The organism is Pseudoalteromonas sp. QJM3NY_22 (genome assembly GCF_056173065.1).
In genome coordinates, this window is record NZ_JBWBTZ010000002.1 from 783,175 (window position 1) to 807,064 (window position 23,890).

The window sequence follows — 23,890 nt, forward strand, 5'->3', positions numbered from 1 at the left end:
ACCTTTAAATTGGTTCTAATCGGTTAGCCGCAACTTGCATTGCAAACTTACGCAGTGCTTTAAGTTGCGGGCTTTCACTTTGCCAATAATGCCAATACAAGGGCGTATCAATATAATACTCTGGAAATAAGTCAACTAACTCCCCTTTTTGCAGGGAATCACCAAGCTGCAAAGTCGGTAATAAGCCATACCCAAGGCCTGCTATCATGGCTTGTTTAAATCCTTCTGATGAGGGATATATATGTATATACTCTGGCGTTGAGCCGTTAATATCGGCTAAAAACTGGTGCTGTAGCTTGTCATATTCACTAAAAACTAAACAAGGTACCTGCGCCAATTGCGTAAGCGAAGTGAGGTTATGCTGTTTAATAAAGTCAGGACTCGCAATTGCCTTGTAACGTATAGCGCCTAATGGGCTCGCTAACCCGCCATTTACAGGCTCAGAAGATGAGCTAATACATACCATTACCTCGCCGTCTTTCATTCTTTTATGGGCGATAGATTGATCCTCTGAGATCACTTCAAATCTAAATTTACAATCAGATTCTGTATCTAGCACGGCTAGCGCTTCTGGCAACCATGTGGCTAGTGAATCAGCATTGGCAGCCAACTTTACACTAAGAGGTGTGTTTAAGCTGGAGTGCTCGTTAAGTGCATCTACGTTTAAAGCAACTTCTAACTGCAGGACTTGTTGTAAATGATTAAGTAAACGCTTGCCAAGAGCGGTTGGGCGCGGTGGCTGCGTCCTAATTATTACAGGCTCTCCAAGTTTGGCTTCAAGTTGATGAATACGCCGACTTACTGCCGATTGCGTAATAAATAGCTTTTTAGAGGCTTTTTCAAACCCGCCTTCACTAATAACCGCCGACAGTGCATTGAGTAGTTGATAATCAATCATGAGTTTTACGCATATAACCCTAAATATATTCATTGGATTTGTAACAGAATTACCAATACCCTGCAAGGCATTGAATAGTTGAGTAGATTTATAGTATGTCGTTTTTATCGGGTGTGATGCTGGGGCTAAGTTTAATTATTGCCATTGGCGCGCAAAATATTTGGATTTTAAGCCAATGCATGGCTGGCGCTAATCGGTTTGTTTTAGCCACGGTATGCATTATTTGCGACGCGACTCTTATTTTAATAGGTGTATTTGCAGCAAATGAATTACAGCAGTTATTACCAGGATTACTGCCTTGGTTAACATGGGCCGGTATTGCGATACTATTATACTTAGCGTATGGATCTGCAATGCGAGCGATTAAAGGGACTTCGGGTTTAAAAATAAGCCAAGTAGAAAAAGTAAGCTGGTGGAGTACTGCCCTTTCGGCCTTTGCAATCAGTTTGCTAAATCCACATGTGTATTTAGATACCGTGTTATTACTTGGCAATATTGGCGCTTTACAACCAAACCCAATGCATTTTGCACTTGGCGCTTGTGTTGGGTCAATAATTTGGTTCAGCACTTTAGTGCTTTTTGCTCCTAAACTTAAAAGCATATTAAGCTCATCATTAAGATGGCGAATATTTGATACCACAATTGCAGTTATATTATGTTTTGTGGCGTTTGGGCTTTATAACGTACCTAGCCAATAATAAAAAAGCAGCGACTTTTAACAAGCGCTGCTTTAGTTTTATCTGCTCAGGCTAATGCATTTTTACTGCTAGCCTTAAGTTTATAAGTTAAGACATTATTTTAAACAATAAATCTCTAACTGTTGCAGGCTCAAATGGTTTATCACAAATGGCATCAACGCCAGCTTGAGCAATATTGGCTAAGTGAGTGTCGTTTGCTTCTGAACTCACCATTAAAATAGGGATATGTGAGTAAGTGTTTGACCCTCTGACGGTTTCGGTTAGCTCTTTTCCATCCATTTCAGGCATATTATAATCAGTAACAATCAAATCGAATGACTGTGTATTTAATTGTTCGATGGCTTGTTTGCCATCTTCAGCTTCTACTGGTGCTGGGATCCCCATCCCCGCAAGTACGCGAATAATGTGTTTACGTGCAAAGCGACTGTCATCAACTACAAGTACGCGTAATAAAGTAATATCAAAGTGTTCAAGCTCAACTTCTTCTTCACTAATAATATCTAAAGTAGCTTTAAGTGCGCGCGTGATAGCTTCAGCACTAAATGGTTTAGGCAAAATAGCTAATACACCCGACTGCCTTAACTGCTCTAAGTACTTTTTATTACGCTCACTCGACACCAACATAAATGCTTGGTTTTCTGTTAGTGGATTTGATCTGATTTTTTGTAGTAAGGAATCAGCGGTACCGTCTGAAAAGTACATACTACTAATAACTAAATCAGGCTGGTAACTATTAAGCATTGTTAGTGCTTGTTCTTGCGATGTTGCTTTTTCAACCTGCTTTACACCACACTGAGTCAGTGATTTTATAATAAGCTTTTGTTGAACATCTGAAGGCTCTACTAATAATATTGATAAGTTTGCTATTGCTGTTAAATCACTCATTTACATCTCTTCAGTGTTGTTATGTTTACAGTATGACGATTAATGTATAAGTTAAGATTATAGATCAACAATGTACAAGCGAAGGAGAAATACTTTATAAAATTGTAAAATAAATAGCGTATTTATCACACATAATCACCAACTTAATTTAGTTATTTTGAATATACTCAAGCGCAGTCATTTTTTTATAACTCACATTGGGGTGTAAAATATGAGCCGGTTCGGGGTCTACAACTTCAATGGGAATGTTGTAATCACGCGCTATTTCTATCGCCATTTGCGTAATATTAACGCTAAACGAAGTCCCCATAAATACAATTTTATCGGCATTACTCATGCGTTTTTGCGCTTCGCTAATTCTATAAAGCTCGGTGTAGTACTCATCAAACAATAAAACAAAGGGTTTAAAAGAATAATTAAGCTCAGGTGATCGGTTTTTAATATTAAACACTTCAAATAAGGAGTCGTGCAGGCAGCTTTCATCTACCTTTTCCCACGGAGCGGCAAACGGGGTTACATCATCGCCTTGATGGTGAAATAGCGTCATTTGATCGAGCCTGCCATGAATAGCAATGTAATTTTTATTACCGGCTTTGCCATCAAGCCCATCTATATTTTGAGTAATTAGGTTTTTATCACTCAGCCAATGGTGTACGTCGTTTGGACCATGGTTGCGATACGTTGCAAACCGATGGTAATACCACGCTAAAAACTCTTTCGGTGCGTTTTTATACATTGCGCGCGTTGCCATTTCCATAGGTGTATAATTTTTACTGCCGATGGTCCAGTAACCATCCTCCCCTCTAAAGGTTGGAATACCGCTGGCTGCGCTTACTCCAGCTCCTGTGATGTAAAGAGTGTTCACTTTTCAGCCTCGTAACCCAGTACGTTAGTACTTACTTGCTGTTTATTGTCAATACCGCCAATTCGATATAAAACCCCATTGTGTTCAAGTAAACCACGGTGATCCATACTCTTTACCTCAACCGGTGATAAAACCTGCCATCCATTTTTTTCGATATTAAAGCGCCAAACATGATCACTTGCTGGTGCAGGTTTACCGTCGTAGCCTATTGCGCTGTAATTATATGGATTGTTAGAACCTGCCAACATATAAATATTGCCATTATAGCTGGTGGCTGCCATTCGATAGTGGGCGGAACCTGTTGGATGTGGCAATGTGCGCCAATCTATTTTTTGTGGATTAGTTGAATCTATTGTACCTTTTAAGCACTGTGCTACGCCTGCAAACGAGCGACGCGAATCAGGATTGGCTTGTGTTTTAACGCCATCACACACAACAATTGTATTGCCGCTAATAGCGGCAGCTTGACCAAATACGGGATCACCTAAAAATGGTGAGGCTTGCTCCCATGTATTATTTTGCGTGTCGTATACTTGTACTAAATTTACGTTGCCGTCGTTATGCCAAGCGCTTTGTAGCTCAGCGCTACGCTATCGTCTACGGGTACTGGCATGCTTGCAAGATGAGTGTAGGTATCTTTTATGTAACTATTCAGCCACATTTTCAATAAATATATCAGGTAACTGATTTTTGAAGAGTAACTCAAGGGCTAGGCTTGCTGATACATGCTGTTTTCTGCAAGTCGAGAGGTAGCTTCTGATTAAACAAAACATCTCTGCACCTTGCATGCTTCTGAAGCACCCAGATATCTTTTGATGAACCTTGGTCATCCTAATATCATTCTCACCCTGGTTGTTGCTAAAAGGCACCGCTGTTTCCGTCATGAACCGTAAGACATCATCTTGATAATCTCTTAACCGCTCTAACAACGCTCTAGACTTTGTTCGTTTCAATCTGCCTCGCTGGCCTTTTACTCGGCTGTTTCTATCCGGTGGAGGGCATTTAATGTCACCTTGAGCCAATATTTGTTGATATTTCTCTATATAGTGAGCTTTTGTGTCTGCATCTAGCTCGGGGTTATCTATTTGATGTTTATTGATTTCAGTCAGTAGGGTTTGCAAATCCTTTGCCCATTGCATACCGTCTTGCTCCCATGCCCTTTCTAACTCTCGGATATGATGTGCATTACACAAGGCATGTTGGCACTGTGTATATTGATAATACGGTTTCCAGTGGTCGTGGCATAGTACCCCAGTAAAGTGAGGTAAAATATCGGCGTCATCCATCGCTATTTTCCCTCTTTTCTCATGCGGGTAAAAATACGTCCACCACGTCGTTGATGCACCATGAAGCCATCGTCGTTTACCACCTATATTAATCCCCGTTTCATCAACGTGTAAGGCTTGATAAGTCGTTTTCAGGGCTTTCTTGAGCGCGGCTTCTGCGCCGGAGGACTTTACCAAGGCCGCTGCTTGTTCATTAAAGTTAAATAAACTACCCGCACTGATTGGAATACCGAGTTGATCACAAAAATATTCTTCAATGCGGTTGTAAGGGAGTAATTGATATTGGGATAGGTAAACTGCATGGGCTTTTACACCAACCCCATATTGAATAGGACTGTTAACGTCTTCTGGAAATTCACCAATAAAACGCTTACCTTGCTCATTTTCCAGAATTTGTGCTTGGTATTCAGTGACCACTTTCCTGATATCTATATCGACAACCTGTCGTTTTTGAAAGCCAATTTCACGGTAGTGACCTTTCGGTAAAAAATCACGTTCAACTAGGATGATTTTGATCTCATCAGGCGTCTGTGTTTGGGTTAGTGTTTTACCTGCACGGCCTTTTTGACCACCCGCTGACTTGGCTGATTTCTCTTTGTTTTGTTTTTTTCGGTTGATGTCTTTTGATGGCGGGATACTGCTATTGTTACTGTTAAGTCCTAATTTACTTGCTAACATAACAACGACAACCAGAATGAGTTCAATAGACATCTTCAGCGCAGGCGTGAGAGTTTTACCTTCTTGTAATTGAGCTTTGGTTTTCTCAACGATTTCGTCGATGTTGATGCTGTTTAAATTCATTGAAGCTAGGGCTATTAGGTCATAGCCCTAGCTTGGCATACTGGCGGGATCGGTCAATAGTTAAAAAAGATCCTTTGAAAATAATTTACCATGGTGAATAGTTACTCTTTTATTACGTCGTACCTATATACGTCGGGGCTTGAAACTTCAGTATGATCCTCTGCAACTGTATAGCCGCCAAACACATAGGCGTACTCACCTAAACCAACTGCGGTACTTGCTAAGCGCCCTTTTAATGGCAAGCTTGAAGGCACACCAGTTTTAGATTGCCACTGTGAATCGCCAACTTTAAGCGCCCACACTTTGTTATGCACTGACGAGTACTGTTTATCGCGGCCTAATCCCATAAAACTTAAAAAATAAGGCTGATTTTTAATAATAACTTTAGCCACAGCATTATTTGCAACAGGCTCAGGTAAAGCAGGAAGACTTGCTAACGCAAGCGAGAAAAGAAGGCTCATAAGACAAATAATTTAATAGGGATTAATACTCTCAGATTAAATTATTTTGCCCTTAGGAGCCAGCGCTTAGCATCTAAATAATCAAATGCTTTAAACTTAATATAAGTTAATAAGCAACACTGATACGTTGGTTTAAGTGTGCAGCTTTTTGTGCTTCGTCAACTAATGCTATTGCATAATCAGTGACTGATACTTTGCTTTCACCAGCTTCATTTGTAAAAAACTGATCTCCGCCAATACGATAAGGACCTTCACTTTCACCAGGATAAATTACTGCAGCAGGGCTTACAAAAGTCCACGAAGCAGAACTAGTGGTCGTTTTAAATACATTTAATGCTTCACCTTGTGCGAGTGCTTCATCTTTGTAATCTGCAGGGAATTCAGGTGTTGATACAAGTGTTACCCCTGGTGCAACCTCTAAGCTACCCGCACCACCTACCCAAATCAAACGCGTGCTTGTTCCATTTAATGCTGTTAATAAACGCTCTGCGGTTTGTGCAACTAATTCATGATTACCTACTGCACGTCCGCCCACTGAAGCAATAAGTACATCTATACCTTTAAGTACTGAAGCAATATTATCTTGGCTTTGTAAATCAAATACGCGAACGGCAGTTGTATCATCTGTTATTTTCGCTGCGTCACGTACAATGCTGACCACTTCTAAACCGCGCTTAGTTGCTTGTTGTACGATTGTGCTGCCAATCCAGCCTGTTGCGCCTAAAACTGCTACTTTCATTATCTGTATCCTATTATTGAGTTAATGAAGTTAGTTTACTTGCACACTTTTAAGTGATAAACACACTGTTACGATATATATTAGTTCATAATAAGTTACTAATGGATAAAATTACTGCAATTACAAGCTTTGTAGAAGTTGCCCGCTGTGGTAGCTTTACTAAATCTGCTGAGCACTTAAATCTAAGCCGCTTACAAGTTACTCGTCACGTACAAGAAATAGAACAGTGGTTATCGTTGAGATTATTTCATCGCACAACACGTAAAGTAAGTTTAACTATTCAAGGTGAAGAAGCATTAATTTACTGCCAACAAATACTCAGTACAGTCTCTGATTTAAAAAGTCGTGCTCATAGCCATAATAATGAACTAGTTGGTACAATCAGAATTGCATCGCCTATTGGGCTGGGTCAAAATTTATTATTTGAAAGAGTGGAGCAATTTTTACAACTACACCCCAAAACAAATGTTCAGCTTGTACTTTCGGATAACTTATCACAGTTGGTAGACGAACGTGTTGATGTGGCACTGCGCTATATTGAACAACCTGATGATCAACATATTGCCCGTAAACTAATGCATATTGATGGTGTGTTATGTGCCTCGGCAAACTACTTAGCTGAGTCGCCCCCCTTAATTAAACCTCAGGACTTACTAAATCATAATTGCCTAGTGCACAGTAGTGCGACAAAATGGCGAATAATATCGGCAACAAATGATCAAAAAGTTGCAATTAAGGGGAATTTGCAATCAAACGAAATGGGCATTTTAGTTAAAGCGGCAATTAAGGGGATGGGAATTGCTAATATTCCTTGCGATTTAGCAAATAAACACTTAAAAAATGGCGAGCTAGTAGAAGTCTTGCCGCATTATTATTCACCTGGCCATAGCCTATGGGCGGTGTACCTATCACGAAGTTATCAGCAAACGTTAGTACGTACATTTATTGATTTTTTAGCACTCAATTGGCAACAAGATATTAAAAAAAGTAGTTCAGCATAGGCATTAAATTAATAAAAATGACTACATAACTTTAGCAACATTTTCGCCTTTAATTTTGTACATAGCTTGATCGGCATACTTAATGAGTTGATGATCAGTTTGTCCATCATTAGGGTAATTGGCAATACCAATACTAGGAGAGATATTGAGACTTAATTCATCCAATTGAAATTCAGCCTTAAATTGAGCTAAAATTTTACGCCTAATAACAACACTTTCGGTTGGTGACTTTAAATTATCTAAAATAATTAAAAACTCATCCCCACCTAAACGCCCTACAGTGTCATATTCCCTCATTACATTCGACAGCCTCTGTGCAATGCTATGCAACAACTTATCACCAACGTTATGACCATAAGTATCATTTACAGCTTTAAAGCCATTTATATCAATAAACAGTAGTGAAAAAAATAGATTATCTCGGTGAGCTTTTACAATTACTTTTTGCAATCGATCCATTAATAACGAACGGTTTGGTAAACCCGTTAATGCATCATGCCCTGCCATGTAATAAAGCTGCTCTTCCATCTCTTTTCGCTCGGTAATATCGTGAGCCACTGCAATTCTTACTTGATGTTCTTCAGACCAGCGAACAGACCATAGTATGTGGACTAATTGTCCATCTTTTCTGAGCCAACGATTTTCAAAACGAGGGTTTATTAACTCTCCTGATAAAAGCGAAGCAATTGCATTGTGCGTTTTTTGATGATCTCCAGAATAGACATAATTAATCATTTTTTTACCAACAACTTCATTGGCTGAATAACCAAAAATTCGCTCAAACGCGGCGCTAACAAAAACAAATGTACCTTGCTTATCTACAACACAAACAGCATCAAGCATTAAATCAAGTACTTCTTGTAAATCCACTAACCCACTTTTTATCATACCTGCTTGCCTCTAGGTTTAATGAAGCTAAATCCAGTATTCGACACCCCTACAACAAAAGCAAAAAATAGCTTTAAAGAAACGATATATTCACTCACATTTTAATAATGCGCCATCTATATAAATAGCGAGTAATAATTAAGCCTATAACGCATTGCTAAACCATGACGGCTCAAAACTACTTATACTTGATGATTACCTATGAAACAGAGTTAAAATATAGGATCTGTATTTTGCTTTTTCCAATTTAGTAACCGGATAAAATAGCCCCGAGATAGAATGAATTTTAATTCTGAAAGGTCAACTGGCCCAAGACGTTTATTATTTTGAGCGAACTAAAAAAATTCCAAAATCAATTTTATTAATAATATAAAGTGCTTTTACATCATTAATTTATGTTAATATCATGTGATAACAGATGCTTTACAAAAACAACGATTGTTTTTGAATTTGGATTGTGTAGGAGACACCTCATTGAAAATATCACAACGCTTTTTATGGCCATTAACCTTTATTTCTCCCTTACTAATGGCTGAGCAATTTGATTACGAAAACCTTGACCTTGATGCCCTAATGGGAATGGATGTTCAAGTCACTTCAGCAATGAAAAGAACTCAATCAGCATTTGATACAGCCTCCTCTATTTATGTTTTAAGTAAAGAGCAAATTACTAACTCTGGTGCTATGTCTGTACCTGAAGCACTAAAAATGGTTCCTGGGCTTATTGTTAGACAACTCGATAATAACCAGTGGGCTATCTCTTCGAGAGGCGTTGCTTCTCGCTTTTCTAGCAAGTTATTAGTCATGATCGATGGCCAAAGTTTATATACACCAAAATTTGCAGCTGTTTATTGGGAAACACTCAATGTTCCTTTGTACGATATTGAACGCATAGAAGTCATTCGAGGGCAAGGTGGGCTTTTATGGGGAAGTAACGCAAATAATGGTGTTATCAATATTATTACTAAAAATAGTATTGATACTCGTGACACATTAGCAACAGCAACCACCGGCAATCAAATAAATGTCGATACAAATTTTCGTTATGGAAACGATATTGGTAATAAAGGCAGTTATCGAATTTATGGCCATGCAAAACATGCAAATGCATCTAAAAAAGGAGCTAGACTCAAACCAAATGATATTACGAAACAATATTCTTTTGGTATACGTGCTGACTATACACCTAATGATGAATTGTCGGGTTTATTTCAAGGCGATGTTACGCATTCAAAATTAGGCCAAAACTACCGAGGTGTAGTTGATGCTACAAATGAAAACATTGCATTTTCTGATGATTTAAAGCGTATCGACTCACGTATGATGGCCCGTTTAGAACACAGAATATCAGGCAATGCCAATCAGATGTTACAGGTATCATGGCTCAAACAAAATGGATCTCAAGCCTACATAAAAGAGCATTTCGAATCGATAGATATTGACTACCAAATGAATTTTATTTACCAGTCACTACAGTTTGATTGGGGATTAAACTACCGCTATAACACTATTTCATTTGCACAAAGTGTCTTTTTAGATAGTGATAAAGATTTGGATAACCTTCAGCAGTATGGTGGGCTTATTCAAGCTCAATATAACTTTACCCCTGATACTCTCGATTTTATAATTGGCACTAAATTAGATCATAATGATCTAACAGGGTGGGAAAACCAACCTTCAGCAAGGTTAGTTTACAAACCAATCGAGAATCATCTTGTTTGGAGCGCTATATCCAGAAGTGTACGAATCCCCACGCTTATTGAGTTTAACGATAACTTTAAACTTAATGGAACCAAAGTTATTGATGTACTTGGCACAAGTACAGGGCTGGTAGCTATAGATGAATATCGAATCGCCACTTTTTTAAATGGTAACGATAAAGTGAAATCTGAGAATTATATCTCTCACGAACTAGGTTACCGATTTTCCGATAACGATTGGTCAATGGACTTTTCCGCTTATAACACGCGTGGTAAAAACGTAGCAGTTATTAACTTAAACACCCATTTTGAACAATTTTTGCCTGCTCTCGCTCTGTTTCGATCGGGAGAGATCCCACAAGCAGCTCAAGCGCTTACAACAACTCAAATCAACCTTGATTTAATCTCTGTTGGAAAAACAACAACAAAAGGTTTTGATGTCGTTTTATCTTGGCAACCTATGGATACTCTCAGCACAGAGCTTGGGTACAGTTATACAGACTTTAAATATAGCTTACCTTATGACACAAGCTCTGTGGTTGGGTTTGATTCAACAAATAGGCAGGTATTTGCAAAAGCAAATTACACTCTATTTAACGGCCATTCTCTATTTTCTACATTACGAGTAGAAAATTCTAATGCGTATAACACAGATAACTACGCAGCATTAGATTTGACTTGGAATTGGCAGATAAACCAACAGTGGTCAACTGCGCTTTCAGGTAAAAATTTATTAGCAAGTTCTCACATCGAATATGGTAATACAAACGAAACCTATACTATACCCAATTATATTGATGAATCTTTTACATTCACAATTATGACTACGTTTTAAGTTTATAACATGCTCAAGTCAAAAAGTTTAATCCATCGTACCTTAATTATATTTGTATTTTTATTTAGTGCGAATTGTAATGCAATGGAAAAGGAATACATGCTTAAAGCAGGCTTCTTATATAATTTTGCCAGATTTTCTCAATGGCACTCGCTTCCTCAAAAAGACAATTTTTTTACTCTATGCAGCCCTGATAAACACTTTATTGAGTTAGCAGACATTGTTTTAAAAGAACGAATAGTAAAAGGATTACCTTTAAAAAATAAACATATTGCTCTCAACGATATATCAAACGTATCGTGTGATATGCTTTTTATAACCGTCAATACAGTCGCTAATTGGGAAAACCTAAAGGTTTTTCCTTATGACAATATTATGGTTATAGGTGAAACTGAAGGTTTTATTAAAAATGGCGGACACATTAGGTTTTTTCTTTCAAGTGGTAAAATTCGTTTCGAAATAGCGCCTAAAAAGCTTAAAGAAGTAGGTATTACAATGAGTTCAAAAGTATTACGCCTTGCTCGCGTTGTTGATAGGTAATGCAATGAAAAAACTATTTTTATTAAACACAATGAGCAAAAAACTTTTAGTCATTTTAATGTGTGTCGCCCTCGTATCAACCGCAACAGTCACAATCGTATTTAGTGCCTATGAAATAAGTAGCGCGAAAGAAGAGCAAGTAAAAAGTTTAGTATCTCTTTCTAAAATGTTGTCCCCTAATATAACGACAGCGCTTATGTTTGACGATGCAGAAGCAATACAAGAACTTATTAACCCACTGCTTATTCGCTCAGATATAGTATCTGTGATTGTGAGTAATTCAGATGGTAAACCACTTGCTATCGCCAATTCTCTTTCTAAAACAGCACAACATAGTATAGAAATAAGTACCGTTTTAGAGCTAGATTCTCATTGCTATGGTGAGCTCAAAATTAGGGCTAATGATAGCTACATTAATGATAGAGTGGCATTTTATAGTAAGTTTCTTATTATTTTGGTGATATTTACATTTATTGTGAGCTTACTATTATCCTTATTACTCAGACGTCGGTTTTTAAACCCTATATTATATTTGGCACAAACAGCTAACCAAATAACAAAATCGAATGACTATAGCTTACGTGCAAAACAGCTCTCGCAAGATGAGGTAGGCGAACTTACTTCCTGTTTCAACGATATGTTACACACGATTGAACAGCGAGAAAGTTCACTTGAAAATCAAGTTCGGCTTCGTACTAAAGAACTTGAAAATGCAAATTTCCAATTACACCAATATGCATATGAAGATGGCCTAACAGACCTACCTAACAGACGTTACTTTTACGAAAAACTACAAAGTTTAATTAGCAAAAAAAATATAACTTTTGCCCTTATTTTTATTGATTTAGATGGCTTCAAAGAAATAAACGACAGTCTCGGACATGACTATGGCGATTTACTGTTACATCAAGTCGCAGTTAGATTACAAAACTGCACAACAGCTAACGATACTGTAGCAAGACTAGGCGGTGATGAATTTACTCTTATTCTAGAAGGAGTAGACAATCAAGCGAGCGCAAGTAAGGTTGCAAATGCAGTAAAAAGTAGCTTAATCCAGTGTATTCATCTAAAAAAAGAAAAGGTGTATGTGACTGCAAGTTTAGGTTTAACTTTTTATCCAACGGATGGGGTAACAGTAGAAGACTTAGTAAAGCGAGCTGATCAAGCAATGTATTTATCTAAACATAAAGGTAGAAACCGCTACGAATTTTTCACTTATGCTATGGAAGAACAAGCAATCGAAAAGCGCCGTTTAATAGAACAAATACATACTGCCCTTAAAAAAAGTCAATTTGAGCTTTATTATCAACCCATTTTTTCTATTAATGGTACATCAGTACCCAAAGCCGAAGCGTTAATACGCTGGAATCACCCTGAGCGAGGTCTAATTGGCCCAAATGAATTTATACCAATCGCTGAAAAGAATGGCTTAATAAGCGATATTGGCCAGTGGGTAAAACTACAAGCAATTAAAGATACTGTTCAATTTAATCTACTTTGCGAAACACCTATACAAATTAGCGTAAATACGTCACCACTTGAGATTGATCGTGCTGGTAATTGGGTAAATGAATGGCTAGAAGCAAGTGAGCAATACAAACTCCCCGCCCATACTATTCTCATAGAAGTTACAGAGAACACGCTAATGGATCCTGATTCTTTAATACAGAGTCAATTAAAGCGGCTTAACGCAAAAAATATTGATATAGCAATAGATGATTTTGGTGTCGGTTATTCATCACTTGCCTATCTTCAACGCTTAGATATCGATATCCTAAAAATTGATCACTCTTTTATTAGAGATATAGAAACCAATGAAAACAGCATAGCGCTTATAAAGGCAATAATAACAATGGCACATAATTTAGGTGTAAAGGTTGTCGCTGAAGGGGTAGAAACCCAGTATCAATACTTACTATTAAAGCAGTTAGCATGTGATTATATTCAAGGTTATGTATTTTCAAAACCAATCACTAAACAAAGCTTTATTGAAAAGTACGTAAAGTCTAAAGTATTACTTTAAAATTAAATACCAGCTTGTATGTGGGTAGTATCTTTATTACAACCAGCGAGGTACGCGTTGTTTATAATACTGATACTGCTCTGAAAAAGATTGCGATAGATGCTCTTCTTCTACTAAAGTTTGTCTATATAAAGCGGTAACCCCTACAATCAAACATATCAGACTAAATACACACGGCAATGCTAAAAAGAAACCAATTTGAGCCACTGCAACACCTAAATACATAGGGTTGCGAGAATAGTCATAGAGTCCAGTTGTTTTTAGCTCCTTTGGCCCATTAGGATCTATTCCTGAGCGCCAAAGTGATGCCATATCAAAATGTACAAACATACTTAATATAAACCCAGCACTCAGTAATACATTGCCAAACATGACCCCAGGCCAACCGTTTAAAGGTTCAAATAATACTAAGTAATTATCTAATTCAGGAATAAAAACTCTCACAACACACACAAACCAAATAGCAGCCCTGAAAAATTTAAACGCCATATGGTTCCACCAACTAGAGCAATACTGCTGACCAGGAAAAATAACGCCAGAGGGTGTGGTTCGATTTTTATAAATAATTCTATAAGTATAAAATCCCGCCACAAATGTATAGAAAATAGCGAGGTAAATACGTGTAAACTCTATTAGGGATACTGAGTCATCTATAAAGGGTTGATAGTTCATTGAGGGAGCTCACACACATTATTTTTTAGCTAATACTATAAATTAATTTTAGTGTTCATACTGTTAATTAACAAGCAAAGTCAGCTAAATCGGCATAAAAGATTAAAATAAGTTTACCAATGATACCATGTATTATCCATCCACTTTTCTGCAGAAGTAAAAAAACCCGAATCGTTAAATTCGGGCTTTCTACAATGTTAAGTCGGTGCGCTACGCAGTAGAATGTCGTGCTGCCCACAGCGGTGGAGAGCCACAGTGAAATGCTACACTATTATCGGTCGAAGCTTTGGTTTCACTACTGAGTTCGGCATGAGCTCTTGGCTATTTGTTAAATCCCAAACAGCAAAAAACCCGTCACATTGCTGTAACGGGTTTCTTTAATTTGAAGCCTGGTAATGTCCTACTTTCACATAGCAAATGCTACACTATCATCGGCGCTGTTTCGTTTCACTACTGAGTTCGGCATGGAGTCAGGTGGGTCCAAAACGCTATTGTCACCAAGCAAATTTGGGCGTTAATACGTATTTCTGCGCACTAACTGAATTTGGAAAATATCTGATAATATTTTTTAAGTCTTTCTAAGTAATATCTACTTTAGTCATATTAACTTCTTCGCTTGCTTCACTATCACATAAAACGCGTTTGGCGTTGTATGGTTAAGCCTCACGGGTAATTAGTACAAGTTAGCTTAATGGCTCACACCACTTCCACATCTTGCCTATCAACGTTGTAGTCTTCAACGGCCCTTCAGAGACTTTAAAAGTCTAGTGAGAACTCATCTCGAGGCCTGCTTCGCGCTTAGATGCTTTCAGCGCTTATCAGTTCCGAACGTAGCTACCGGGCAATGCCATTGGCATGACAACCCGAACACCAGCGGTTCGTTCACTCCGGTCCTCTCGTACTAGGAGCAACCCCTCTCAATTCTCAAACGCCCACGGCAGATAGGGACCGAACTGTCTCACGACGTTCTAAACCCAGCTCGCGTACCACTTTAAATGGCGAACAGCCATACCCTTGGGACCGACTTCAGCCCCAGGATGTGATGAGCCGACATCGAGGTGCCAAACACCGCCGTCGATATGAACTCTTGGGCGGTATCAGCCTGTTATCCCCGGAGTACCTTTTATCCGTTGAGCGATGGCCCTTCCATTCAGAACCACCGGATCACTATGACCTACTTTCGTACCTGCTCGACGTGTCTGTCTCGCAGTTAAGCTGGCTTCTACCATTACACTAACCGTACGATGTCCGACCGTACTTAGCCAACCTTCGTGCTCCTCCGTTACTCTTTAGGAGGAGACCGCCCCAGTCAAACTACCCACCAGGCACTGTCCGTAACCCCGATTCAGGGGCCAACGTTAGAACATCAAAACTACAAGGGTGGTATTTCAAGGTTGACTCCACAACAACTAGCGTCGCTGCTTCAAAGTCTCCCACCTATCCTACACATGTAGGTTCAATGTTCAGTGCCAAGCTGTAGTAAAGGTTCACGGGGTCTTTCCGTCTAGCCGCGGGTACACAGCATCTTCACTGCGATTTCAATTTCACTGAGTCTCGGGTGGAGACAGCGTGGCCATGGTTACACCATTCGTGCAGGTCGGAACTTACCCGACAAGGAATTTCGCTACCTTAGGACCGTTATAGTTACGGCCGCCGTTTACCGGGGCTTCGATCAAGAGCTTCTCCCTAAGGATAACCCCATCAATTAACCTTCCGGCACCGGGCAGGTGTCACACCGTATACGTCATCTTGCGATTTTGCACAGTGCTGTGTTTTTAATAAACAGTCCCAGCCACCTGGTCACTGCGGCTCCCGTCCGCTTAGAGAGCAAGTCTCATCACAGATAGGAGCGTACCTTCTCCCGAAGTTACGGTACGATTTTGCCTAGTTCCTTCACCCGAGTTCTCTCAAGCGCCTTAGTATTCTCTACCTGACCACCTGTGTCGGTTTGGGGTACGATTCCATATAATCTGAAGCTTAGAGGCTTTTCCTGGAAGTATGGCATCAGCAACTTCATCACCGTAGTGACTCGTCTCGTGTCTCAGGTTTAGTGTTCGTCCGGATTTACCTAAACAAACGCCCTACTCACTTTCACATAGACTACCAACGCTATGCTTGCTTAGCCTGCTCCGTCCCCCCATCGCAATTATATCGAGTACAGAAATATTAATCTGTTTCCCATCGACTACGCCTTTCGGCCTCGCCTTAGGGGTCAACTTACCCTACCCTGATTAACATGGGATAGGAACCCTTGGTCTTCCGGCGTGGGAGTTTTTCACTCCCATTATCGTTACTCATGTCAGCATTCGCACTTCTGATACGTCCAGCATACCTCCCGGTACACCTTCAACCGCTTACAGAACGCTCCCCTACCACTCAGAATAAATTCTGAATCCGCAGCTTCGGTGCATAGTTTAGCCCCGTTACATCTTCCGCGCAGACCGACTCGACCAGTGAGCTATTACGCTTTCTTTAAAGGATGGCTGCTTCTAAGCCAACCTCCTGGCTGTCTGGGCCTTTCCACATCGTTTCCCACTTAACTATGACTTTGGGACCTTAGCTGGCGGTCTGGGTTGTTTCCCTCTTCACGACGGACGTTAGCACCCGCCGTGTGTCTCCCGGATATTACTTTACGGTATTCGGAGTTTGCAAAGGGTTGGTAAGTCGGGATGACCCCCTAGCCTTAACAGTGCTCTACCCCCGTAAGTATTCGTCCGAGGCTCTACCTAAATAGATTTCGGGGAGAACCAGCTATCTCCCGGTTTGATTAGCCTTTCACTCCTAGCCACAGGTCATCCCCTAACTTTTCAACGTTAGTGGGTTCGGTCCTCCAGTTGATGTTACTCAACCTTCAACCTGCCCATGGCTAGATCACCGGGTTTCGGGTCTATACCTTGCAACTAGTCGCCCAGTTAAGACTCGGTTTCCCTACGGCTACCCTATTCGGTTAACCTCGCTACAAAATATAAGTCGCTGACCCATTATACAAAAGGTACGCAGTCACCCAACAAGTGGGCTCCTACTGCTTGTACGTACACGGTTTCAGGTTCTATTTCACTCCCCTCACAGGGGTTCTTTTCGCCTTTCCCTCACGGTACTGGTTCACTATCGGTCAGTTGGGAGTATTTAGCCTTAGATGATGGTCCACCTATATTCAGTCAAAGTTTCACGTGCTCCGACCTACTCGATTTCACTTAAAATGTCTTTTCATGTACGGGACTATCACCCTGTATCGTGGCGCTTTCCAGCAGCCTTCCATTAACACATAATGAGCTTAAGGGCTGTTCCGATTTCGCTCGCCGCTACTTTCGGAATCTCGGTTGATTTCTTTTCCTACGGGTACTTAGATGTTTCAGTTCTCCGCGTTCGCCTCGTTAACCTATGTATTCAGTTAACGATACCTGCAAGCAGGTGGGTTTCCCCATTCGGAAATCCTAGTCTCAAGCGCTTTTTACTAGCTTGACTAGGCTTATCGCAAGTTAATACGTCCTTCATCGCCTCCAACTGCCAAGGCATCCACCGTGTACGCTTAGTCACTTAACCATACAACCCAAACGGGTCTTTGTTTCGTGACAGTTTAACTTCGCCAGAAGTCAATATTGAATACTAAAGTAGATACCAATCAATCAACTCATAAGAGTTAACTAAATGGCACTCAATGGTACTGCTACCATTGTTTTTTACTTTTGAAAACTCTTGATAAATACAATGTATCTATCAGAATTTTATTATCAGCTTTTCCAAATTTTTAAAGAGCATATTAATTAGTTATTCCGAAGAACAAGCACTAATTAACAATCATCTGTGTGGACACTACGAACAAATAAGTTCTAAATCGTATAAGGAGGTGATCCAGCCCCAGGTTCCCCTAGGGCTACCTTGTTACGACTTCACCCCAGTCATGAATCACTCCGTGGTAAACGTCCTCCCGAGGGTTAGACTATCTACTTCTGGAGCAACCCACTCCCATGGTGTGACGGGCGGTGTGTACAAGGCCCGGGAACGTATTCACCGCGTCATTCTGATACGCGATTACTAGCGATTCCGACTTCATGGAGTCGAGTTGCAGACTCCAATCCGGACTACGACGCACTTTAAGTGATTCGCTTACCTTCGCAGGTTCGCAGCACTCTGTATGCGCCATTGTAGCACGTGTGTAGCCCTACACGTAAGGGCCATGATGACTTGACGTCGTCCCCACCTTCCTCCGGTTTATCACCGGCAGTCTCCTTAGAGTTCTCAGCATTACCTGCTAGCAACTAAGGATAGGGGTTGCGCTCGTTGCGGGACTTAACCCAACATCTCACAACACGAGCTGACGACAGCCATGCAGCACCTGTATCAGAGTTCCCGAAGGCACCAAACCATCTCTGGTAAGTTCTCTGTATGTCAAGTGTAGGTAAGGTTCTTCGCGTTGCATCGAATTAAACCACATGCTCCACCGCTTGTGCGGGCCCCCGTCAATTCATTTGAGTTTTAACCTTGCGGCCGTACTCCCCAGGCGGTCTACTTAATGCGTTAGCTTTGAAAAACAGAACCGAGGCTCCGAGCTTCTAGTAGACATCGTTTACGGCGTGGACTACCGGGGTATCTAATCCCGTTTGCTCCCCACGCTTTCGTACATGAGCGTCAGTGTTGACCCAGGTGGCTGCCTTCGCCATCGGTATTCCTTCAGATCTCTACGCATTTCACCGCTACACCTGAAATTCTACCACCCTCTATCACACTCTAGTTTGCCAGTTCGAAATGCAGTTCCCAGGTTGAGCCCGGGGCTTTCACATCTCGCTTAACAAACCGCCTGCGTACGCTTTACGCCCAGTAATTCCGATTAACGCTCGCACCCTCCGTATTACCGCGGCTGCTGGCACGGAGTTAGCCGGTGCTTCTTCTGTCAGTAACGTCACAGCTAACGGGTATTAACCGTTAACCTTTCCTCCTGACTGAAAGTGCTTTACAACCCGAAGGCCTTCTTCACACACGCGGCATGGCTGCATCAGGCTTGCGCCCATTGTGCAATATTCCCCACTGCTGCCTCCCGTAGGAGTCTGGGCCGTGTCTCAGTCCCAGTGTGGCTGATCATCCTCTCAAACCAGCTAGGGATCGTCGCCTTGGTGAGCCATTACCTCACCAACTAGCTAATCCCACTTGGGCCAATCTAAAGGCGAGAGCCGAAGCCCCCTTTGGTCCGTAGACATTATGCGGTATTAGCAGTCGTTTCCAACTGTTGTCCCCCACCTCAAGGCATGTTCCCAAGCATTACTCACCCGTCCGCCGCTCGTCAGCAAAGTAGCAAGCTACTTTCTGTTACCGCTCGACTTGCATGTGTTAGGCCTGCCGCCAGCGTTCAATCTGAGCCATGATCAAACTCTTCAATTAAAAAGTTTTATGTCTTTCGACAGCTCAATGAATTCTGAATTTTTAATATCTTTCGATATTGAATTGACTGTGCCGAATAATTACCTAAATAACTATTCTGTTGGTCACTCAGTTTTCAATTGAGACTCTAATTTGTTTGCCTCGCTAATTACCCATAAAGAGTAAGTAGTTTGGCTGTTAGAACTCAATCTGTACGAGTGCCCACACAGATGATTGCTTTATATTGTTAAAGAACGTTTTGAGTCGCTTTAGCGCCTCAAGGGATGCGAATAATACACCCTTTATTTTTCGAGTCAATACTTTGTTTTAAACTTTCTTTTGGAAGATTTAAAACCGAAGTTTTATTTAACTCTCTAAGTAGTTCGTGCCTCGCTATGCGTTGGCCTTTCCCGTCTCAGTGGGGTCGCATTATAGGGAGATTCGAGCGGGGGTCAATGTTTTATTTCAGCTTTTTGACAATTAAATGAATTTAGTATGAAAGCTATACAAATAAAGGGCTGCATCGCCTTTTTTGCCCATTAAACAACCAATTTGTACACAAATCCCAGGGGGACTTAAAAACACCTCTATAAATAACACTGCAGAGCTATGCTAACTGTGCGGTTATCACTACTGCATTAAATAAGTGTTTTACTATAGCGCCACTAAAATAGCGCAATAACAAAGCTGACATTATAATGTATTGATCATTGAGCTTAAGCTAATTAAGTAGCTTAAACTGTATCTATGAAATTCAATTGAATTTTCTTTTCACAAGTTTACTGAACAGATACCAACTTTAAACACTACCAATTATTCGCTTAGCTATTGAACATCGTCCGCTTTATGTTTTACTTCTCTTTATTCGCTTTTACATTTTGTGCTTGTTCAAATATTTCTTTGTACACTTCGTCGTGGCTAATTGGCGGATACTTAAATTTAGCCAGTATTAAAATAAGCTCTACTCTTAGTGATGATTTAATATCTTCGCGGTGGTTCCAATCAACAAATTTAACTTTGTCGTCCACTATTACTTTTACCGCTTGGGCGAGCTCAATCAACTTATCTTCGGGGTAATCAAAGTCGTATTTAACCGCGAGCATTTTTAATGCGTCGTAAAAGCCTTTTTCTTCAATATCAATACCTAGCTCGTCGCCGGCGTTCATTTCGTCGCGTACGCTGTAAATCATATTAACCATAGTGTCTGAAAACTCATCAAGTACGTTACTTACCAATATGTCATCATCTTTTCGCTCGTTATAGCGCTGTACCAGCGATTCAAAGCGTTTAGTAAAGTCGATACCTTGGGTTTGGTTTACTTTTTCAAGCTCGCCTATGGCTTTAGCTAACATTTGTTGCAGTATTTTTATTTTGGTATTGGGAAGTTTTATTTTTTCTATTTTAGCGATGTAGTCATCATTAAAAATGTCGATTTCGCCACAGTCTTCATTACCGAGTTTAAATACCTCTTCTACGCCGTCGCTTTGCAGGGCTTCGGCTATCATTTCGCGCACTTTGGCGTTCATTTGCGCGGTGTCGGGCGCTTCGCCTTTGGTTAGCTTGTAAATAATAGAGCGAATAGCGAGATAAAAGTGAATATGGTTACGCTCATGTTCGTTAATTTTTTCACTACCACAACATATATCGTAAGCGGCTTTTAAACGTTTAACTAAATCCATAAAGCGTTTTCGGCGCTTTTCGGTAATAAGCGCAAACTCGGCGGCGTAGTTTAAACAATTTAACTGTGCAACGGCTTCGCCGGTAAAGTAAGGGCTGCTGTCAAATTTATGAAATAACTGGGCAAGTAGCGCTAAGTGATTTTTTACTTCTATAACCGACGCGGTAATGTCTTCAAAGTTGGTTTCGTCTGTTTTTGAATACTGCGCTAACGCTTTATTCATTTCAGATTTAATACCAATGTAATCGACTACCAAGCCTTTATTTTTACCTTCAAACTGGCGATTAACCCGCGAAATAGTTTGTATTAAGCTGTGCTTTTGCAGTGGTTTATCTATGTACATGGTGTCTAAAAATGGCACGTCAAAACCGGTTAGCCACATATCGACCACTATGGCTATTTTGAAGTTCGAATGTTTGTTTTTAAATTGCTTATCAAGCTCTTTACGCTCGTCTTTACTGCCCAGTAAATTATATAAGCGTGCGACGTCGTCTTTGCCACGGGTCATCACCATTTTTACTTTTTCAGAAGGGGCTGCAATACGGCCTTCGCTAATAGCACGCTTTCGCTCGGTATCCGATAAGTTTTGCGCGTTGTCCTTCTCGTTTAAAGAGTCAACTACATCAAACCAATGTGGGCGTAATTCTTCTAACTCTTGATACAGCTGATAAGCAATACCGCGTGAGCTACACACAAACATTGCCTTGCCGGCAACCGTTGAGCATTCTTCAACACGTTTTTCGTAGTGCTGCACAAAATCTTTTGCTAACACTTTAATACGGTCTGGGTCGCCTAAAATGCTATTCATGTTCGCAGTGGCTTTTTTACTGTCTTCTATTTGCAGCTCGTTACTGCCTGCATCGGCGCATTCTTTGTAGTAGGCCTCTATTTCTGCCAGCTTGCTGTTGTTTAAACACACCTTGGCGGCGCGCCCTTCGTAAACAATGCGTACGGTTATTTCATCTTTGACTGACTCAGTCATAGTGTACGAGTCAACTACTTCACCAAACACATCCAGTGTGGCGTCTACTGGTGTGCCAGTAAAACCAACATAAGTGGCGTTTGGCAATGAGTCATGCAGGTATTTTGCAAAGCCAAAGGTCTTTCTCACGCCTTTGTCGGTAATAGTAATTTTTTGATCGAGATTAACTTGGCTACGATGCGCCTCATCTGAAATACAAATAACATTAGTGCGATCGGTTAAGAGCTGAGTGTCTTCGGTGAACTTATGAATGGTAGTTAAAAATACACCACCACTGTTCCGCCCAGCTAGTAAATCACGTAAGTGAGTACGGCTGGTGACTGTTTTTACCGTGTCATCACCAATGTAGGTTTTAGCATTACCAAATTGCTGCGAGAGTTGATCGTCTAAATCGGTTCGGTCGGTAATTAAAATAATGGTCGGGCTTTTAAGCTCAACACTTTTCATCAGCAAGCGCGTTAAAAATTGCATGGTGTAACTTTTACCGCAACCCGTTGCACCAAAGTACGTACCGCCTTTACCATCGCCTATTGGCTTTAAATGCCGTTTTATATTTTCGAACAACTTATTAGCCGCATAATATTGCGGGTAACGCGGCACTATTTTTATCTCTTTTTTGCCCGCGCTTTTATTGTCAGAATCAGGGAAAAACACAAAGTTGCGCATTACATCGCGCAAACGCGCTTTATCAAACAGGCCCTGCAATAAGGTATGTAATGAGTTTATGCCCTCTTGTGCGGTTAGCTCTTGCCCCGTTACTTTGCCCCACGAGTAAAAAAACTGATACGGCGCAAATAAGTTGCCCATTTTGTTGTTTACGCCATCACTTATAACGCACAAGGTATTAAACACAAACAACTGCGGAATAGCGCGTCTGTAGCGCACCGTTAACTGCTCATACGCTTCAAAAATAGGGGCTTGCTCGCGTATCGCGCTTTTAAATTCAAACACAACTAGTGGTAAACCATTCACATATAAAATGCCATCGGGAATACGCAGTTCAATATTGTCGTAGCTTGTGGGGCTTTGTATTTCTAACTGGGTAACAAAGCGATAAATATTGCCGTCTTGCAGGTAGGTAACGCTCGCTTCATTCACATTATCTAAAGCAGCTTGTGCCATCGCACTGCCTGCTATTAGGCTACTTTTAATACCTTGCTCAACGTTGTCGTAATCGAGTAGTTGAATATATAAATCTTTTTGCGCCGCACTGCCTGCCACCATTCCACGCTCACGTGTAAGTACTTCCCTTTTAAGTAAGAAGCCATCACTCAACCACTTACAAAAGGTTTTATTGCTTTCGTATAAATCACTAGCAGGTAGCTTTTCAAGCTTTGCAATAATTGAGTCTACTTCACCGGTGGTAATATTATTTTTAGCGTAACGCTTGGTTAAAAAAGCACGGAGGTCTTCTTTAATTAATACATCGCTATTATTGCGGCTAAGCTCACCACCCAATAAATGCGGGTAGCCTTGCTCGCCTAATAGCTCAACCACCGCTTGTTCTAATTTGGCTTCAGTAAATTTCATCTATTTAGCACCGTCCGCTGGTTTATTCATGTTAGTTATTATTTTTTAAACGT

At 40.6% G+C, this 23,890-nt stretch carries 13 protein-coding genes, 3 rRNA genes and 2 pseudogenes; 5 read left to right on the forward strand and 13 right to left on the reverse strand.

Annotated features, from left to right (window positions below):
- Positions 1–4: 4 nt before the first annotated feature.
- On the reverse strand, positions 5–898 hold the full coding sequence (locus AC0VZ4_RS23900; protein ID WP_007379089.1) for a LysR family transcriptional regulator ArgP: 894 nt from the start codon (positions 896–898) through the stop codon (positions 5–7).
- A 95-nt stretch (positions 899–993) separates the two neighbouring features.
- Between AC0VZ4_RS23900 and AC0VZ4_RS23905 the strand changes: the two genes are divergently transcribed.
- Complete coding sequence (locus AC0VZ4_RS23905) at positions 994–1,596, forward strand: LysE/ArgO family amino acid transporter (RefSeq protein ID WP_475441837.1); 603 nt, start codon at positions 994–996, stop codon at positions 1,594–1,596.
- Between the two features lie 87 nt (positions 1,597–1,683).
- Here the strand turns inward: AC0VZ4_RS23905 and AC0VZ4_RS23910 are convergent, their stop codons facing one another.
- From AC0VZ4_RS23910 to AC0VZ4_RS23935, 6 genes and pseudogenes are all read right to left on the reverse strand, one after another.
- Complete coding sequence (locus AC0VZ4_RS23910) at positions 1,684–2,481, reverse strand: response regulator transcription factor (protein WP_007379040.1); 798 nt, start codon at positions 2,479–2,481, stop codon at positions 1,684–1,686.
- A 148-nt stretch (positions 2,482–2,629) separates the two neighbouring features.
- Positions 2,630–3,346, reverse strand: coding sequence for an SIR2 family NAD-dependent protein deacylase (locus AC0VZ4_RS23915; protein ID WP_008138141.1), 717 nt, complete (start codon positions 3,344–3,346; stop codon positions 2,630–2,632).
- Positions 3,343–3,989 (reverse strand): annotated as a pseudogene (locus tag AC0VZ4_RS23920) (Kelch repeat-containing protein); the annotation flags it as partial. The pseudogene AC0VZ4_RS23920 and the gene AC0VZ4_RS23915, both read right to left, overlap by 4 nt.
- A gap of 4 nt (positions 3,990–3,993) precedes the next feature.
- Positions 3,994–5,433, reverse strand: a complete 1,440-nt coding sequence (gene tnpC / locus AC0VZ4_RS23925) for an IS66 family transposase (RefSeq protein ID WP_475439674.1) — start codon at positions 5,431–5,433, stop codon at positions 3,994–3,996.
- 104 nt (positions 5,434–5,537) lie between these two features.
- Positions 5,538–5,894 (reverse strand): annotated as a pseudogene (locus AC0VZ4_RS23930) (galactose oxidase); the annotation flags it as partial.
- A 106-nt stretch (positions 5,895–6,000) separates the two neighbouring features.
- Positions 6,001–6,633, reverse strand: a complete 633-nt coding sequence (locus AC0VZ4_RS23935; RefSeq protein ID WP_306725458.1) for an NAD(P)-dependent oxidoreductase — start codon at positions 6,631–6,633, stop codon at positions 6,001–6,003.
- A 101-nt stretch (positions 6,634–6,734) separates the two neighbouring features.
- On the opposite strand from AC0VZ4_RS23935, the gene AC0VZ4_RS23940 reads away from it, so the two are divergent.
- The gene (locus AC0VZ4_RS23940) at positions 6,735–7,634 is read left to right on the forward strand and encodes a LysR family transcriptional regulator (RefSeq protein WP_306725459.1); all 900 of its coding nucleotides are present in this window, start codon (positions 6,735–6,737) and stop codon (positions 7,632–7,634) included.
- Positions 7,635–7,655: 21 nt separating this feature from the next.
- Here the strand turns inward: AC0VZ4_RS23940 and AC0VZ4_RS23945 are convergent, their stop codons facing one another.
- Positions 7,656–8,522, reverse strand: coding sequence for a diguanylate cyclase domain-containing protein (locus AC0VZ4_RS23945; protein ID WP_008138150.1), 867 nt, complete (start codon positions 8,520–8,522; stop codon positions 7,656–7,658).
- 474 nt (positions 8,523–8,996) lie between these two features.
- Between AC0VZ4_RS23945 and AC0VZ4_RS23950 the strand changes: the two genes are divergently transcribed.
- The 3 genes from AC0VZ4_RS23950 to AC0VZ4_RS23960 all read left to right on the forward strand — a co-directional run bounded on the left by AC0VZ4_RS23950 (position 8,997) and on the right by AC0VZ4_RS23960 (position 13,620).
- Positions 8,997–11,057, forward strand: coding sequence for a TonB-dependent receptor plug domain-containing protein (locus tag AC0VZ4_RS23950; protein ID WP_475441838.1), 2,061 nt, complete (start codon positions 8,997–8,999; stop codon positions 11,055–11,057).
- A 99-nt stretch (positions 11,058–11,156) separates the two neighbouring features.
- The gene (locus AC0VZ4_RS23955; protein ID WP_149604881.1) at positions 11,157–11,597 is read left to right on the forward strand and encodes a YfiR family protein; all 441 of its coding nucleotides are present in this window, start codon (positions 11,157–11,159) and stop codon (positions 11,595–11,597) included.
- Positions 11,598–11,601: 4 nt separating this feature from the next.
- Complete coding sequence (locus AC0VZ4_RS23960; protein WP_475441839.1) at positions 11,602–13,620, forward strand: EAL domain-containing protein; 2,019 nt, start codon at positions 11,602–11,604, stop codon at positions 13,618–13,620.
- Between the two features lie 36 nt (positions 13,621–13,656).
- Here the strand turns inward: AC0VZ4_RS23960 and AC0VZ4_RS23965 are convergent, their stop codons facing one another.
- From AC0VZ4_RS23965 to AC0VZ4_RS23985, 5 genes are all read right to left on the reverse strand, one after another.
- A complete protein-coding gene (locus tag AC0VZ4_RS23965; protein WP_475441840.1) occupies positions 13,657–14,292 on the reverse strand; it encodes a methyltransferase family protein in 636 nt (211 codons plus the stop codon).
- A 387-nt stretch (positions 14,293–14,679) separates the two neighbouring features.
- A 5S ribosomal RNA gene (gene rrf / locus AC0VZ4_RS23970) occupies positions 14,680–14,794 on the reverse strand.
- 150 nt (positions 14,795–14,944) lie between these two features.
- A 23S ribosomal RNA gene (locus tag AC0VZ4_RS23975) occupies positions 14,945–17,835 on the reverse strand.
- Positions 17,836–18,132: 297 nt separating this feature from the next.
- Positions 18,133–19,668, reverse strand: a 16S ribosomal RNA gene (locus tag AC0VZ4_RS23980).
- Together the 16S, 23S and 5S rRNA genes form the textbook arrangement of a ribosomal RNA operon.
- A gap of 830 nt (positions 19,669–20,498) precedes the next feature.
- On the reverse strand, positions 20,499–23,837 hold the full coding sequence (locus AC0VZ4_RS23985) for a type I restriction endonuclease subunit R (protein ID WP_475441841.1): 3,339 nt from the start codon (positions 23,835–23,837) through the stop codon (positions 20,499–20,501).
- Positions 23,838–23,890: the final 53 nt, after the last annotated feature.

Coding starts and splice junctions, on each gene's coding strand:
- AC0VZ4_RS23965 (WP_475441840.1), bottom strand. CDS start 14,292: ATGAACTATCAACCCTTTATAGATGACTCAGTATCCCTAATAGAGTTT.
- AC0VZ4_RS23940 (WP_306725459.1), top strand. CDS start 6,735: ATGGATAAAATTACTGCAATTACAAGCTTTGTAGAAGTTGCCCGCTGT.
- AC0VZ4_RS23945 (WP_008138150.1), bottom strand. CDS start 8,522: ATGATAAAAAGTGGGTTAGTGGATTTACAAGAAGTACTTGATTTAATG.
- AC0VZ4_RS23955 (WP_149604881.1), top strand. CDS start 11,157: ATGCTTAAAGCAGGCTTCTTATATAATTTTGCCAGATTTTCTCAATGG.
- AC0VZ4_RS23960 (WP_475441839.1), top strand. CDS start 11,602: ATGAAAAAACTATTTTTATTAAACACAATGAGCAAAAAACTTTTAGTC.
- AC0VZ4_RS23905 (WP_475441837.1), top strand. CDS start 994: ATGTCGTTTTTATCGGGTGTGATGCTGGGGCTAAGTTTAATTATTGCC.
- AC0VZ4_RS23935 (WP_306725458.1), bottom strand. CDS start 6,633: ATGAAAGTAGCAGTTTTAGGCGCAACAGGCTGGATTGGCAGCACAATC.
- tnpC (WP_475439674.1), bottom strand. CDS start 5,433: ATGAATTTAAACAGCATCAACATCGACGAAATCGTTGAGAAAACCAAA.
- AC0VZ4_RS23900 (WP_007379089.1), bottom strand. CDS start 898: ATGATTGATTATCAACTACTCAATGCACTGTCGGCGGTTATTAGTGAA.
- AC0VZ4_RS23910 (WP_007379040.1), bottom strand. CDS start 2,481: ATGAGTGATTTAACAGCAATAGCAAACTTATCAATATTATTAGTAGAG.
- AC0VZ4_RS23985 (WP_475441841.1), bottom strand. CDS start 23,837: ATGAAATTTACTGAAGCCAAATTAGAACAAGCGGTGGTTGAGCTATTA.